Source organism: Marinobacter sp. ST-43 (genome assembly GCF_030541085.1).
GTDB classification, from domain to species: domain Bacteria; phylum Pseudomonadota; class Gammaproteobacteria; order Pseudomonadales; family Oleiphilaceae; genus Marinobacter; species Marinobacter nauticus.
Map to the genome: position 1 here is coordinate 100,402 of NZ_JASSVO010000005.1, position 14,545 is coordinate 114,946.

The following is a 14,545-nucleotide window of genomic DNA, read 5'->3' on the forward strand; positions in this document are numbered from 1 at the left end:
GTTACTGTTTATCGGCCAGTTCTCTGGACATCTCGCGTGAGCGCTCGAAGGCAGCGCTGTAGGCTTTTTTCACCAGATCGCGCAGGCCGCCTTCCTCGAAGGTGTTGATGGCGCGTTCAGTTGTGCCGCCAGGGGACATCACGTTGCGTTTGAGCTGGCCGGGGTCATCCTCGCTGCGCGCGGCCATCTCGGCGGCCCCGGCCATGGTCTGAATGGCGAGGGCGCGAGCCGTTTCGGACTCAATGCCGGCTTCGGTTGCGGCGGACTCAAGTGCTTCCAGCATCAGGAAGAAATAAGCGGGGCCGCTGCCGGAAAGGGCGGTGACACTGTGCAGAAGGTTTTCGTCGTCAACCCACAGTGCCGAGCCGATGCTCTCGAACACTTTCTGTACCGCCTTTCTCTGATCGTCTTTCACCTGGCTGTTGGCGAACAGACCGGCGGCACCTTTGCCCACCAGAGACGGAGTGTTGGGCATCACTCGAACCAGTGGCAGCCCGCCACCAAGCCAGGTATCCAGTGTGCCGGCCGTCAGCCCGGCCGCAATGGAAACCATCAGCGGGCGGGTGTTCTGAACTACCGGGGCAATGTCCCGGCAGACGTCGCCCATCACCTGGGGTTTGACCGCGAGCACCACAATGTCCGCCTGTTGGGCGCAATAGCGGTTGTCGGTTGTGACGCTGACGCCGAAACGTTTGCGAATTGACTGAAGATGGCCGTCATCCGGGGCGCTCACCCAGATGTCGCCGGCCTGAAATCCGCTATCCAGCATACCGCCGATGATGGCGCTGGCCATGTTGCCGGCGCCGATGAAAGAGATGGTGGGTGATCTGCTCAAGGTTCACTCCCGGTCTTGATCGTTTGAATCGTTGGTTCGGATGATAGCAGGAACCGCAGCGTTCAGCTCTGGCTGTGTTTGGCCGGGCGGGCGCCGAACAGGGCCGTACCGACACGAACCCAGGTGGCACCTTCGGCAATAGCCATTTCCAGATCATCTGACATGCCCATGGAGAGGGTGTCCAGTGGGCCGGCTTCAGGATGGTCCTGCCGCAGCTTTGTCAGGGTGGAGGCCAGCTTCCGGAAACTCAGCCGCAGCTCGGCCTCGGGTTGGTCCGGGTCCGGAATCGCCATTAATCCCCTCAGGCGCAGATTGGGCAGTTCGCCAATGGCCTCGAGTAGCTCATCAAGCTCGTCCAGCGTGCAGCCGGACTTGCTGTCCTCATTGTTGATGTTCACCTGCAGACAGATATTGAGCGGCGGCAGGGTCTCTGGTCGTTGTTCGCTGAGCCTGCGAGCGATCTTCAATCGATCCACACTGTGAACCCAGGCAAAGGCTTCGGCAATCTGGCGGGTTTTGTTGGACTGGATCGGCCCAATGAAATGCCACTCTATACCCTCTATGCCGGAGAGCGCCTGCATTTTGTCCAGGGCTTCCTGCAGATAGTTCTCGCCAAACGCGACTTGGCCGGCCTCAAAAGCGGCCTTCAGATCCTCCGCCGGGCGGGTCTTGCCCACCGCCAGAAGGCGCACGCTGCCGGGCTCCCGGCCAGCCTGCAATGTTGCTTTTTGTATGCGTCGGGTTACGCTCCCGATGTTGTCTGCTATGCTGCTCATAATGTGAGTTTGCCGCTTCTGGACTAAAAGAAAAAGCCCTCCGAGGAATCCTATGGATATTACTGAACTGCTTGCCTTTTCGGCCAAACAGGGTGCGTCGGATTTGCACCTGTCTGCCGGTTTGCCCCCAATGATTCGTGTCGACGGCGATGTGCGCCGGATCAACCTGCCCCCCATGGAGCACAAAGAAGTGCACGGGTTGATCTACGACATCATGAACGACAAGCAGCGTAAGGACTACGAAGAGTTCCTGGAAACCGACTTCTCGTTCGAAGTCCCCGGCGTGGCCCGCTTCCGGGTTAACGCCTTTAACCAGAACCGCGGTGCTGGCGCGGTATTCCGTACGATCCCCTCGAAGGTTCTGACCATGGAAGATCTGGGCATGGGCCAGGTTTTCAAGGATATTTCTTCTGTGCCTCGTGGTCTGGTACTGGTAACCGGGCCTACCGGTTCCGGTAAGTCCACCACCCTGGCGGCGATGATGGATTACATCAACGATACTCGCTACGAGCACATCCTCACCATTGAGGATCCGATCGAATTCGTGCACGAATCCAAAAAGTGTCTGGTAAACCAGCGGGAAGTGCATCGGGATACCCTGGGTTTTAACGAAGCCTTGCGTTCGGCCCTGCGGGAAGACCCGGACATCATTCTGGTAGGTGAGCTCCGGGACCTGGAAACCATTCGTCTGGCACTGACCGCTGCTGAAACCGGCCACCTGGTATTCGGCACCCTGCACACCACCTCCGCCGCGAAAACCATCGACCGGGTAGTGGATGTATTTCCTGCGGAAGAAAAGTCCATGGTTCGCTCCATGCTGTCGGAATCACTGCAAGCGGTTATCTCCCAGACTCTGATGAAGAAAATGGGGGGTGGCCGTATTGCCGCCCATGAAATCATGATCGGCACCGCCGCCATCCGGAACCTGATCCGGGAAGACAAGATCGCCCAGATGTACTCGGCCATTCAGACCGGTGGTTCCCTGGGTATGCAGACGCTGGACCAGTGCCTGGAGCGCCTGTTGCAGAAAGGCCTGATCTCTCGCGAGGCTGCGCGGGCCAAGGCGAAGATGCCGGATAACTTCTGATATTGAAAACTGGGTAGAAAAATGGAATTCGAGAAACTGTTACGGCTCATGGTAGAAAAGGGTGGTTCAGACCTGTTTATCACAGCAGGGGTGCCTCCCAGCATGAAGGTGAACGGTAAGGTGTTGCCCGTTACCAAGAATGCCCTGACGCCAGAACAGACGCGGGAGTTTGTCTACGGCGCCATGAATGACAAACAGCGCGCCGAGTTTGAAGAAACCCACGAATGCAACTTTGCCATCAGTGCCCGGGGCATTGGCCGCTTCCGGGTGTCGGCCTTCTTCCAGCGCAACCTTTGCGGCATGGTGCTTCGCCGGATTGAGGTGAAAATCCCCCAGATTGACGATCTGTCGCTGCCGGAGATCATCAAGGATCTGGCCATGACCAAGCGTGGCCTGATCATGTTTGTGGGTGCAACCGGTACCGGTAAGTCCACCTCGCTGGCGGCCATGCTTGGCCATCGCAACCGTAACAGTCGCGGCCATATCATCTCCATCGAAGACCCGATCGAATTCGTGCATCAACACCAGGGCTGTATCGTGACCCAGCGGGAAGTGGGTATTGATACCGAAAGCTTTGAGGTGGCTCTGAAGAACACTCTGCGGCAGGCGCCGGATGTCATTCTGATTGGTGAGGTGCGGACACGCCAGACCATGGAATACTCGGTTCAGTTCGCCGAAACCGGCCACCTGTGTCTGGCCACCCTGCACGCCAACAACGCCAACCAGGCGCTGGACCGGATTATCCAGTTCTTTCCGCCGGAGCAGCACAACCAGATCTGGATGGATCTGTCTCTGAACCTGAAGGCCATCGTCGCCCAGCAACTGGTCCCGACGCCGGACGGCAAGGGGCGTAAGGCGGTTATCGAGGTATTGATCAATACCCCGCTGGTGGCAGACCTGATCCGCAAGGGCGAAGTGCACAAACTCAAAGAGCTGATGGCAAAATCGAATGAGTCTGGCATGCAGACCTTCGATCAGGCTCTGTACAAGCTGTATGCCGAGGGCTCCATCACCTACGAAGATGCCCTCGCGCACGCAGATTCCGCCAACGATCTGCGCCTGATGATCAAGCTGGGTGCTGACGCCCAGGGTGCAGACAAGCTGTCTTCCTCCGTCGACAAACTCACCATTCAGGACGACTGACGTCCTCGTCTTCCGCCCCCATTCACCGGGGGCGGCATCTAATACCAAAGTTGTAATTGGTTAGCGGCGCGAACCAGTAGCTTTGGCATTTGAGGCAGTTGCCATGTGCTGCGTATACTCCGCGCGATTCTAAAAAAGGAGACACCATGCACAAAAATACCAACGCACTCGTAAAAGCGATCCGTTTGGCGACGCTGGCAGCCATAGCAGCACCAGCCAGTGTTCTGGCCGGCGGTTTTTCCCTGAACGAGCAGAGCGCCAGCCAGATGGGCGTGGCCAATGCCGGCGCTGCCGCCAACCCTGAGAACGCCACCACGGTTCTGTTCAACCCGGCCGGTATGAGCCAGCTTTCCGGCACCAATATTTCGTTTGGTGCGGCGGTGTTGGATATTGATGCTGAGGCGAAAAGTGGTGCGAAAGCGGTTAACCAGCTCGGGGGCGAAGTAAATGGATCCCGCGGGGGAGACATTGCTGATCCTGCTGTTCTACCCAATTTCTATTTGACCCACGAAATCAATGACTCTATTGATGTTGGTTTTGGTATTCATGCTCCTTATGGCCTTGCCGCTGATTATGAAAATGACTTTGTTGGACGTTATTTTGCGGACAAGACAGAGCTGACGGCGATTGCCTTTACGCCCTCTATTGCCATTAATAACGGCAAGGGTCTGTCCATGGGCTTGGGTCTTAATATCATGTATGCCGAGGGTCGGCTGACCAAATATCAAGATTATTCCGGTATCTACGGTAGATGGCAGGCGGGTTATAGTCAGTTGGAGGCCGGTCTTCCTGTACCTCCGACGGCCGTAGGGGTTCCTGATCCATCCTCTATCAATGGTTTTGATCAAGGATATGCTGATATCGAGGGCGATGACGTCGCAATTAATTTTAGAATCGGCTTCTTGTATGAACTTTCAAACAGAACTCAGATTGGTTTGACAGCGCAGACTCCAACACGATTTGATCTTGAGGGTGATGCTGAGGTCAGCAAAATTCCAGATACCGCTCTTGTGACGATTCCTGGCGTGGGAGAGCGGGCGTTTCCCACAGGGGAGCAAACCAGTCAGTCTGAGAAGGTGACAGTTCCGCTGGAAATACCAGAAAGTATATCTGTGGGCATTCGTCACCAGTTAGCTGACAGTATCACGCTATTGGCCGGGGCGACCTACGCACGCTGGAGCCGTTTTGAAGAGCTGGACATCAACTCCCGCGAGGGAGAGACCGGAGATATCTCCTCAGCGACTGGCAGGAGTGGCGACACGCCGATTACCCACATTACCGAGAAGTGGAAAAATACCTGGCAGTTTAACGTTGGGGGGATATGGCAGGCTTCGCCTGCGTGGGCATTTAAGGCAGGCTATGCCTTTGATGAGTCGCCAGTCGACCAATATGTGACTGCACGTATTCCTTCTGAAGACCGTCATTGGCTTACCCTGGGTACTCAGTGGAAAGACGTGCAAAGTGGCTGGACGGTTGATGTGGCTGTGGGGACGTTGATCTTTGCCGACGACGCTAAGGTTGATGAGTTCCAATACCTTCACGATGCGCCATCGACAGTTGATCCGAGCTCCGGTGCCTCAAACTACCAAGCTGAATACGAACTCAGTGCCTGGAGCGCCGCATTCGAAGTCAGCAAAGCCTTCTGATTCTCGAATAGCCCTCTGAGGCTGATTCCTTCCGGAATCAGCCCACCACCTGGCCCCGGTAGATCACCTTTTTCTGCCGGGGGCAGTCAGTTCCCGACATTTCCTCCGTAGCTTTTTTGGCACCTTCTTCCGCTATGGGTTGTCCGCGGTACATCCGTGGCGCAATTTCCTCTTCGATATTGGCGGTATTCAGCTCCGGTACTCTCTGTTTAAGCGCTTCCCAGGTATGAACCAGATGCTTTGAACGGGTTTTACGGGCGTACTCGGCCAGGTGTTGCTCCAGGCCATCTTCGTTAAGGTGCAGTTTTACGCCGAATTCAGACTGGATAAGCCGGCGGCACTGATGCACGAGTTTCAGAAGACTGGGGTCGAACAGCCAGTTGCGTTCGCTGGTTGCGGAATTCATCGCTTGGACCTCGCATTGGTGTCACTGCATGGGGCGAAGGGCCCCGAGACAGCGAAGGATAATGCAGAATTCGTGCCTCAGTGCCGATGGCCGTCTTTGCTGGTGTCTGCGAGAGTGTGAGCGGAGAGTCTGCCCTGTTTCTGTGCCCGAAAGCGGGATGTTGTTCAGAAACAGGGCGTTATCCGAAGTTGCGGGTTTTTAGTGAGCCTGGTCCCAGTTGTCACCCACACCGGCTTCCACCAGCAGTGGCACATCCAGGCTGGCGGCGGCGGACATGCGCTTGACCAGGCCTTCTTTGACTTTGTCTACGGCTTCTTCGCGAACTTCGATGATCAGTTCGTCGTGGACCTGCATGGTCATGCAGGCATCGTTGGCGTGTTCGCTGCGTAGCCAGTTGTCTACCTCGATCATGGCCCGCTTGATGATGTCGGCGGCCGTGCCCTGCATGGGCGCATTGATGGCGGTGCGCTCGGCGGCCTGCTGCAGCTGCTTGTTACGTGCGTTGATCTCTTGCAGGTACAGGCGGCGGCCGTAGAGCGTTTCCACGTAGCCGTCGTCATGGGCCTGTTTGCGGATGTTGTCCATGTATTTGAGTACGCCGGGGTAACGCTCGAAATACCGGTCGATGTATTCCTGGGCGGTTTTCCGGTCCACTTCCAGCTGGCGCGAAAGTCCGAACGCCGACATTCCGTAGATCAGCCCGAAGTTGATCGCCTTGGCGCTCCGACGCTGGTCGCCGGTTACCTCATCTACTGTCACGCCGAAGACTTCGGCTGCAGTGGCCTTGTGAATGTCTTCGCCGTGTTCAAACGCGGTCAGTAGACCTCTATCGCCAGACAGGTGCGCCATGATGCGAAGCTCAATCTGGGAGTAGTCAGCGGCCAGCAACTTGTAGCCTTTCGGGGCAATAAATGCCTGGCGTATGCGTCGGCCTTCCTGGGTCCGAATCGGAATGTTCTGCAGGTTGGGTTCCGATGAAGACAAACGTCCTGTCGCTGTCACCGCCTGATGATAGGAAGTGTGCACTCGCCCGGTGCGGTGGTGGATAAGCTCGGGCAGGGTGTCAGTGTAAGTGGACTTCAGCTTGCTTAAACTGCGGTGCTCGACAATCAGCCGGGGCAGTTCGTGCTCGTGGGCCAGCTCCTGCAGAACCGGCTCGGCCGTCGATGGCGCGCCGTTTGGTGTCTTCTTGATGACCCGCAGGCCAAGTTTGTCGTAAAGGATGGCCTGCAATTGTTTGGTGGAGCCCAGATTGAAAGCTTCGCCGGCAACTTCGTGGGCTTCCTTCTCCAGTTCCGCCATGCGCTCTGCAAGTTCCTGGCTGTGCTGGCGCAGCGTGCTGGCACTGATCAGAGTGCCCCGCTGTTCCATCCGGGACAGCACCGGTACCAGCGGCAGGTCGATTTCCCGGTAGACAGACTCCAGTTTGCCGGTGTCTTTCAGCCTCGGGGCGAGAGTCTGGTGCAGGCGCAGGGTGATGTCAGCGTCTTCGGCGGCGTAGGGGCCCGCTCTTTCCAGATCGATCTGGTTGAACGTCAGTTGCTTGGCGCCTTTGCCCGCAATCGATTCGTAGGTGATGGTTTCTTCATCAAGATAGGTTCGGGCCAGGCTGTCCATGTCGTGGCGGGTGCCGACCGAATTCAGTACGTAGGACTCCACCATGGTGTCCTCGGCGATGCCCTCCAGCTGTATATCATGGTTGGCCAGCACGTTTTTGTCGTACTTGAGGTTCTGCCCGACCTTTTTGTGTTTCGGGTCTTCAAGCAACGGCTTCAGCTGTTCCAGCACAGAGTCGCGGTCCAGTTGCTCCGGCGCGCCCATATAATCATGGCCCAGTGGCACGTAAGCGGCCTTTCCCGGCTCAACAGCAAACGAAACGCCGACAATTTCGGCATCCATGTAGCGGAGGCTGGTGGTTTCGGTGTCGAAGGCGAACAGATCGGAATCTTTGAGTTTCTTCAGCCACTGGTCCAGGTCCGCCTGCTCGGTAATGACCTGATACTGCTTTTCCACCGAAGGTTTCGGCTGTGGTTGGCTGCTCTGGGAGCCGTCGTCTGATGAGGAGCCGTTTTCCAGTTCCGCGATCCAGGTGCGGAATTCGTACTCTTTGAAGAGCTCCAACAGACTGGCGTCGTCCTGCTGGCGTTCCTGAAGATCCTCCAGCCCAAATTCGAGTTCCACATCGGTCCGGATGGTGGCCAGCTCCCGGCTCAGGGGCAGGGTGTCGGTTGCTTCCCTCAGGTATTCGCCGATTTTGCCTTTGATCTCGTCGGCATGCTCAATGAGGTTGTCGAGGTTGTCGTAGCTCTGTAGCCATTTGACGGCGGTTTTCGGGCCGCATTTGTTTACACCGGGAATGTTGTCGACTTTGTCACCCACCAGGGCGAGGTAATCGATGATCTGCTCCGGGGTAACACCAAACTTTTCAACGACCCCGTCCCGGTCCATGGCGGTTTCGGTCATGGTGTTGATGAGGGTAACGTGGTCGCTGACCAGTTGAGCCATGTCTTTATCGCCGGTAGACACGACCACATCGATGCCCTTGCTGGTGGCTTCATGGGCCAGGGTGCCGATGACATCGTCGGCCTCGACGCCGGGCACGATCAACAGTGGTAAGCCCATCGCCCTGACAATCTCGTGAATGGGTTCAATTTGTACCGCCAGATCATCCGGCATGGGGGGGCGATTGGCTTTGTATTCCTCATACATGTCGTGCCGGAAAGTCTTACCCTTGGCATCAAATACCACCACGGTTTTTGAGCCCGGAAAGTCCTGTTCAATCCGCCGCAACATGCTGATTACGCCTTTGATGGCGCCAGTCGGGTGATTCTTGCTGGTAGTCAGTGGCGGCAGGGCATGGTAGGCACGGAACAGGTAAGACGATCCGTCCACCAGAACCACGGGAGGGTTGGTTTGTTCAGTCATATCAAAACAGGTCCGGATTCTGATTGAAGCGTGGATTGGCTTGTGCAACTCTAGCCAGAAAGATGAACCAAAGGGTACCACGAAAATGAAACGATTCGCCTGTTCCGCCCTGCTGTGGGGCTGCTTCTCCGCGCCGTTGCTGGCCCAGGATGAAGGGGCTCTGGATGCCACCCCGGTGGTTACCCCTCAGGAACCTGTGGTTATTTCCGATTACCAGCCGCCGGAGGGTGGTGCGGAGATTGTTATTCGCCCCGGCGAGAAAGAAGTGTTTTATGAGTATCGGGTGAATGGCCAGCTGATGGAGATCAAAGTGGTGCCTGAAATTGGCCCGGAATACTACCTGGTGCCGGCCGACGGCGGTGGCTGGGTTCAGGATACCGAGTCCGACCTGCTTGTGCCCAGCTGGGTGATCTTCCGCTGGTAACCCGTCCTTCCGGTCAGATCAGGTTGACCTCAACCGGGTCTGATCGCCTGCTTTCCAGGCCATCCACATCAATGGTTGTGATTGAGAACTCGTAGGCGCCGGGCTGCATCTCCGACAGGGTGTATCGGGTTTTGCTGCCATCGTTCAGCGGAATGACGCTGAAGCTCTCCTGATGTTTCAGTCGGTAATAGATGCGGTAACCGGCAATCTGACCAGGCGTCAGTGCTGAGCCGTCTTCACGGGTGAGCGGTGGGTTCCATACCAGGGTTTTCGGGATGTCGGCGCCAGGTGGCTGTGGCGTTTCCTGATCGTCCGGCTGGCTTTGGCCGAGCGTGGCAAGCAGGTCGCCCTGCGCCTGTTTCAGGCGGCTGTCTGCCATCTCCGAAGCGCGTTTTGAATCCAGTTTACTGGCTCGCGTGTCTTCCTGGCAGCCGGCCAGAAGTATGGCAAACAGGCAAAGGAGTGTGGCCGCGGTTCGTGATAGCGGACTGGGATAAAGCGTTCTCTTCATAACTACTCGCATACGGGGCGCTGCAGGTGCACCCTCTGGTATTCGTTCGTATGGAGCCTGAATACAACCGGGAGACGGGCTTCGTTAAAACAGTGTGCGATTATGCCAGCGAGTATTCTGTGATCAAGTGAATAATCGGTAAAAACCCCTATCCGTGTTTAGTATGAACATTCTAATTTTTAGCCGTAGTTTGGTAGGTGAAAGTTACCAAAGGCTCTGCAAAACGCGGTGCCGAAACGACTCGGAAAACAGGGAGAACCACCATGGGTAAACTGAAATCCTACCAGGAACAGCTGCAAGACATCGTTGAGAAAGGCATCAACGCGGCTGAAGAGCAGCAGAAGAAGCTGGCGTCCAAGCCGTTTGATTATGCAGAAAAGCTGGAAGCGGAAGCGCGTGAGTACAGCGTAAAGACCCTGCGCAAGCGTTACAACGGCTACTCCGAGAACCTGTTCGAGCAGCTGCGTTCGCTGAACTCCCGCTTTGGCAACTTCGCCGCTGAGCTGGTTGCGAAGCTGGAAAAAGAAGCTGCCGAAGGTGCGGACGCTGTTTCAGAGGCAGCCGACGATGTTTCAGAGGCCGCTCAGGATGCCAAGAAGTCCGTAACGGCCAAGAAGCCGGCTGCGCGCAAGACCACTGCTCGCAAGCCTGCGGCCAAGAAAACCACTGCCGCCACTGCTTGATTCGGCGAGTTGGTGAGTCATACGCAAAGGGCGCTCGGTTGAGCGCCCTTTGTCATTAGTGGAGCTTAGTTTTCTTCCGGCTCCAGGGGGAGTGTTCGTGTCTCCCCGGTGATTTCTTCCAGACGCTTGATGTCTTCTTCGTAGGCCCTTTTCATTTCGCCGATATCCTGCCGCTGAGCGGAAATCTCCCGCTCGATATCTCGAATCTGGGCTTCGAGCCTGCGGATTTTTTCCAGCGTCGTTTCCGGGATGTCCCGGCCGGCGCGCTCCATATCCGCCGCGCGGCTCTGCTCGCTGTCGAGCTGGCTGGAAATTACTGAAATGTTCCCGCGCTTCAGCTGGATAATGCCCTCCAGTTCGCGGATCTTGCGATGCATGGCGCGCACAGCCTGATCCGGATGGCTGAAGCGTTTCAGGAGCAGACGATCCTGCTCCTGCTGGAGTTCCAGTTGCTTCTGGCGCTCTTTCTCGGCTTCCCGGGCGGCGATTTCTTCCGCGGTGGGGGCGGGGGCAACGGTTTCGACCACCCGGCCGTTGTTGCTCAGGATATCGTAACCACGTTTGGTCGCTTCCTGGGGAATGGTGTTGCTGATAACCAGCCGTCCGTTTTCATCCGTGTAACGGTACATGGTTGCCTGGGCGCCGGCCGCAAACAGCAGTCCGAAGGCCGCAACGCCGGCAACAACAGGAGAAACGGTCAGATGGTGACGCATTCATCAGACTCCGTAGCGGTCCCGGTAGCTGGCCACGTTCTCCGCATGGCCGGCAAATTCCGGATTGGACTTCAGGTAGTCCAGTACCTGTTCAAGACGAATGATGCTGACAACGGGGATGCCGAACTCTTTCTCGACTTCCTGGATGGCGGACAGTTCACCGTTGCCCTTTTCCTGTCGGTCCAGGGCAATCAGCACGCCCGCCGGTTCGGCTCCGGCGGCCCGGATGATGTCGATAGATTCCCGGATGGCCGTGCCTGCGGTAATCACGTCGTCAACAATCAGTACCTTACCTTGTAGTGGGGCGCCAACAATATTGCCACCCTCACCATGATCTTTCTTTTCTTTGCGGTTAAAGGCAAAAGGTTTGCTGTTACCGTCTGTTGCAAGTGCCATGGCGGTTACCGTGGCCAACGGAATGCCCTTATAGGCAGGCCCGAAAATGATGTCATAATCCAGCCCGCTGCGTGCTATCGCAGCGGCATAGGCCTTGCTTAACTCAAGCAGGTCGTTTCCGGTGTTGAACAGTCCGGCATTGAAGAAGTAGGGGCTGGTGCGCCCGGATTTGAGTGTGAATTCTCCAAAACGCAGCACATTCCGCTGGATGGCAAACTCAATGAATTTTTGCTGATAGTCATGCATGGCAAGGCTTCTGGCGGGGTTTGATCTTTAATTAAGGCGTAAAAACGGTATCATACACACAAACCGAATCAGGGAACACGTATGCGGGTAGTATCAATCAGCGTCAATGGTCTTGAGCAGGCTGTTGAAAAGGGTTTTTTTGACTGGCTTGCCGAACAGGACGCTGATGTGGTCTGTGTGCAGGACCACCGTATGCGCGCCTACGAAATTGAAGACAGGAACCTGATTCCGGAGGGCTACGAGGCCTACTTCATTGATGGTGAGCTGAACGAACATGGTGGCGTGGGCATCTACACCCGTCATTTCCCGAAAGCCATTATGTATGGCTTTGCCAATGAGCAGGCAGACCGGGAAGGCCGCTTTATCCAGGCCGACTTCGACAAGGTTTCCGTTGCCTGTGTACTTGCGCCCTGCGCCCTCGGCCGCGAGGAAGAATTGATCGGTGAAGACGACCTGACAGTGCTCGATCACAAAGACGAGTTCATGGAAGCCTTTGGCATCCATATGCAGAAAACCCTGCGCAAACGTCGTCAGTTTATTCTATGCGCGAATCTGCAGACCGCTCACCATGTAACCGACGCCAGCCCGCTTTATCACAAGACCGATTTCTCCGGTTTCCTGCCCCATGAGCGCGCCTGGCTGGATCGTTTGTTTGATGAAATGGGCTGTATTGATGCGTTCCGCGAGATCAACAAGCAGAGCAATCAGTTCACCTGGTGGCCGGAGCAGACTGAGGGTTCCCGTAAGAAAGCGGGTATCAGGGTGGATTATCACCTGCTGACGCCGGGTATTCGCAAGGCCATTCGTGATGGCTGGATTGATGACGAGACCCGGTTTTCTGATCATGCCCCGGTGATTATGGATTATGATATCGAGATCGGGTTCTAGGCTTTGAGATAGTCGGTCGCGTGTCCGGGGGAGGTCGCTGTTGCGGAAAGCCTCCCCAGACTTCTGATTTAGCCTTCCAGGGCTTCTTGCTGGATTTCAAACAACTGGTTAATCGCTTTTCTTGCCAGCGCCAGCATGGCGTCCAGTTCTGCCTGCTCGAACGGTGCGCCTTCCGCAGTACCCTGAATTTCAATGAAACCGCCCTGATCGGTCATGATCACGTTCATGTCAGTTTCAGCTTCGGAGTCTTCCGGGTAGTCCAGATCGGCTACCGGGGTGCCCTTGTAGACACCGACAGATACTGCAGCCACCATCTGCTTGAGAGGTGATTTCTTCAGGCGTTTCTCTTTTACCAGGTGATTCAGCGCGTCTACCAGGGCCACGCAGCCACCGGTGATCGCAGCAGTGCGGGTGCCGCCGTCGGCCTGGATGACGTCGCAGTCGATGGTGATGGTGTGTTCGCCCAGCGCTTCGAGGTCTACTGCGGCGCGCAGGCTGCGGCCGATCAGGCGCTGGATTTCCACGGTGCGGCCACCCTGTTTTCCGCGGGCAGCTTCGCGGCCCATGCGGCTGCCGGTGGAGCGGGGCAGCATGCCGTATTCGGCGGTGATCCAGCCTTTGCCTTCGCCGCGCAGGAACGGTGGCACTTTGTTCTCGACAGAGGCAGTACAGATCACCTTGGTATCGCCGAATTCCACCAATACCGAGCCTTCGGCGTGGCGCGTGTAGTTCCGGGTGATGCGGACGTCTCTGGGTTGCTCAGGCGTTCTGCCGCTTGGTCGCATAGTGTGTCCTGTTTCTGAATATGAATGTCCGGCTGGTGCCGGTCGGGCGTTTTGAAAGGGCAACGAGTATAGCACGTAGCAAGCGACCGGCGGGGGAGGCTGCGTGCCCCTTTGGTCGGGTTCGCCGCTCCGGGTGTTTGCCTGTTAAACTCGATGTTCCTTTGACGAACACTGGAGTCACTATGATCCGCAGCATGACTGCTTTTGCCCGCAAGGACGCCCAGGGTGACTGGGGTACTCTTACGTGTGAGATTCGTACCGTGAATCACCGCTATCTGGAACCTTCGTTCCGATTGCCGGAGGCTTTTCGTGAGCTTGAGAACCGGTTTCGGGAGGAATTGCGCAAGCAGGGCTTGAAGCGGGGCAAGGTCGATATCTCCATGCGCCTGCAGTCGGCCGAGAGTGATGTCCAGGGCTTTGAAATCAGTGATGAGATGGCCCGGGCTGTGAATGAGGCGGCCAATCATATCAACCGTATGCTGGATAACCCGGCCCACATCAATGCGCTCGATATTCTGCGCTGGCCGGGGGTGATGTCTTTGCCCGAAAAGGACTACAGCGCGGCGAAGGAGGCAGCGGCAGATCTGTTTGCCGATACAGTGGCTGAGTTGACGAGTGTGCGCGAACGGGAAGGCGAGCGTCTGAGGCCGTTGTTCGAGGATCGTCTGGCCACCATGGGTAAGCTGGTGGCAGAGGTGCGTGAGAAAATGCCGCAACTGCTGGCCGCCCAGGAGCGGAATCTGAAAGACCGGTTCGAGAAGGCGAAAGTGGAGCTGGATCCGGAGCGTGTTGCCCAGGAAATGGTCATGCTGGCCCAGAAAAGTGATGTGGCGGAGGAGCTGGACCGGCTGGATGCCCACATCAGTGAGGTTACCGACACCCTGAAGAACGACGATGCTATCGGCCGGCGCCTGGATTTTCTGATGCAGGAGCTGAACCGCGAAGCCAACACCCTCAGCAGCAAAAGCATCGATGCGGCGGTTACCCGTATTGCGGTGGATCTCAAGGTGTTGATCGAGCAGATGCGGGAACAGGTGCAGAATATTGAGTGATGTTCTTGGGGGTTCGACGTTGTTCTTGA

At 56.7% G+C, this 14,545-nt stretch carries 15 protein-coding genes; 7 read left to right on the top strand and 8 right to left on the bottom strand.

Annotation, left to right across the window (positions count from 1 at the left end; translation table 11 throughout):
- Nucleotide 1: 1 nt before the first annotated feature.
- A complete protein-coding gene (proC, locus tag QPL98_RS09375) occupies nt 2–835 on the bottom strand; it encodes a pyrroline-5-carboxylate reductase (protein ID WP_023008365.1) in 834 nt (277 codons plus the stop codon).
- Between the two features lie 62 nt (nt 836–897).
- A complete protein-coding gene (locus QPL98_RS09380) occupies nt 898–1,611 on the bottom strand; it encodes a YggS family pyridoxal phosphate-dependent enzyme (protein ID WP_303293140.1) in 714 nt (237 codons plus the stop codon).
- 52 nt (nt 1,612–1,663) lie between these two features.
- Between QPL98_RS09380 and QPL98_RS09385 the strand changes: the two genes are divergently transcribed.
- The 3 genes from QPL98_RS09385 to QPL98_RS09395 all read left to right on the top strand — a co-directional run bounded on the left by QPL98_RS09385 (nt 1,664) and on the right by QPL98_RS09395 (nt 5,487).
- Nucleotides 1,664–2,698 (top strand): type IV pilus twitching motility protein PilT, encoded by a 1,035-nt coding sequence (locus tag QPL98_RS09385; RefSeq protein ID WP_011784082.1) that lies wholly within the window; start codon nt 1,664–1,666, stop codon nt 2,696–2,698.
- 21 nt (nt 2,699–2,719) lie between these two features.
- Nucleotides 2,720–3,841: a PilT/PilU family type 4a pilus ATPase gene (locus QPL98_RS09390; protein WP_011784083.1), complete on the top strand. Its 1,122-nt coding sequence runs from the start codon at nt 2,720–2,722 to the stop codon at nt 3,839–3,841.
- 146 nt (nt 3,842–3,987) lie between these two features.
- A complete protein-coding gene (locus tag QPL98_RS09395; protein ID WP_303293141.1) occupies nt 3,988–5,487 on the top strand; it encodes an OmpP1/FadL family transporter in 1,500 nt (499 codons plus the stop codon).
- 37 nt (nt 5,488–5,524) lie between these two features.
- On the opposite strand, the gene QPL98_RS09400 is transcribed toward QPL98_RS09395, so the two are convergent.
- Nucleotides 5,525–5,893, bottom strand: a complete 369-nt coding sequence (locus QPL98_RS09400) for a hypothetical protein (protein ID WP_014420398.1) — start codon at nt 5,891–5,893, stop codon at nt 5,525–5,527.
- 198 nt (nt 5,894–6,091) lie between these two features.
- A complete protein-coding gene (gene polA, locus QPL98_RS09405; protein WP_303293142.1) occupies nt 6,092–8,818 on the bottom strand; it encodes a DNA polymerase I in 2,727 nt (908 codons plus the stop codon).
- Nucleotides 8,819–8,903: 85 nt separating this feature from the next.
- Here polA and QPL98_RS09410 point away from each other — a divergent pair, with 85 nt between their 5' ends.
- Complete coding sequence (locus QPL98_RS09410) at nt 8,904–9,242, top strand: DUF2782 domain-containing protein (RefSeq protein ID WP_011784087.1); 339 nt, start codon at nt 8,904–8,906, stop codon at nt 9,240–9,242.
- A 13-nt stretch (nt 9,243–9,255) separates the two neighbouring features.
- On the opposite strand, the gene QPL98_RS09415 is transcribed toward QPL98_RS09410, so the two are convergent.
- Entirely contained in the window at nt 9,256–9,753 is a 498-nt protein-coding gene (locus QPL98_RS09415) for a fibronectin type III domain-containing protein (RefSeq protein WP_226538210.1), read from the bottom strand.
- A 263-nt stretch (nt 9,754–10,016) separates the two neighbouring features.
- Here QPL98_RS09415 and QPL98_RS09420 point away from each other — a divergent pair, with 263 nt between their 5' ends.
- The gene (locus QPL98_RS09420; RefSeq protein ID WP_011784089.1) at nt 10,017–10,436 is read left to right on the top strand and encodes a hypothetical protein; all 420 of its coding nucleotides are present in this window, start codon (nt 10,017–10,019) and stop codon (nt 10,434–10,436) included.
- A 65-nt stretch (nt 10,437–10,501) separates the two neighbouring features.
- Here the strand turns inward: QPL98_RS09420 and QPL98_RS09425 are convergent, their stop codons facing one another.
- Both QPL98_RS09425 and pyrE read right to left on the bottom strand, forming a co-directional pair.
- Nucleotides 10,502–11,149: a DUF4124 domain-containing protein gene (locus tag QPL98_RS09425; protein WP_022992161.1), complete on the bottom strand. Its 648-nt coding sequence runs from the start codon at nt 11,147–11,149 to the stop codon at nt 10,502–10,504.
- Nucleotides 11,150–11,152: 3 nt separating this feature from the next.
- Nucleotides 11,153–11,791 carry an orotate phosphoribosyltransferase gene (gene pyrE / locus QPL98_RS09430; protein ID WP_011784091.1) on the bottom strand — a complete coding sequence of 213 codons (639 nt, stop codon included), beginning with the start codon at nt 11,789–11,791 and terminating at the stop codon, nt 11,153–11,155.
- An 81-nt stretch (nt 11,792–11,872) separates the two neighbouring features.
- Between pyrE and QPL98_RS09435 the strand changes: the two genes are divergently transcribed.
- Nucleotides 11,873–12,679 (top strand): exodeoxyribonuclease III, encoded by an 807-nt coding sequence (locus QPL98_RS09435; protein WP_023008359.1) that lies wholly within the window; start codon nt 11,873–11,875, stop codon nt 12,677–12,679.
- 68 nt (nt 12,680–12,747) lie between these two features.
- On the opposite strand, the gene rph is transcribed toward QPL98_RS09435, so the two are convergent.
- Complete coding sequence (rph, locus tag QPL98_RS09440; RefSeq protein ID WP_303293143.1) at nt 12,748–13,464, bottom strand: ribonuclease PH; 717 nt, start codon at nt 13,462–13,464, stop codon at nt 12,748–12,750.
- A 182-nt stretch (nt 13,465–13,646) separates the two neighbouring features.
- On the opposite strand from rph, the gene QPL98_RS09445 reads away from it, so the two are divergent.
- Nucleotides 13,647–14,516, top strand: coding sequence for a YicC/YloC family endoribonuclease (locus QPL98_RS09445; RefSeq protein ID WP_011784094.1), 870 nt, complete (start codon nt 13,647–13,649; stop codon nt 14,514–14,516).
- The last annotated feature ends 29 nt before the right edge of the window (nt 14,517–14,545 follow it).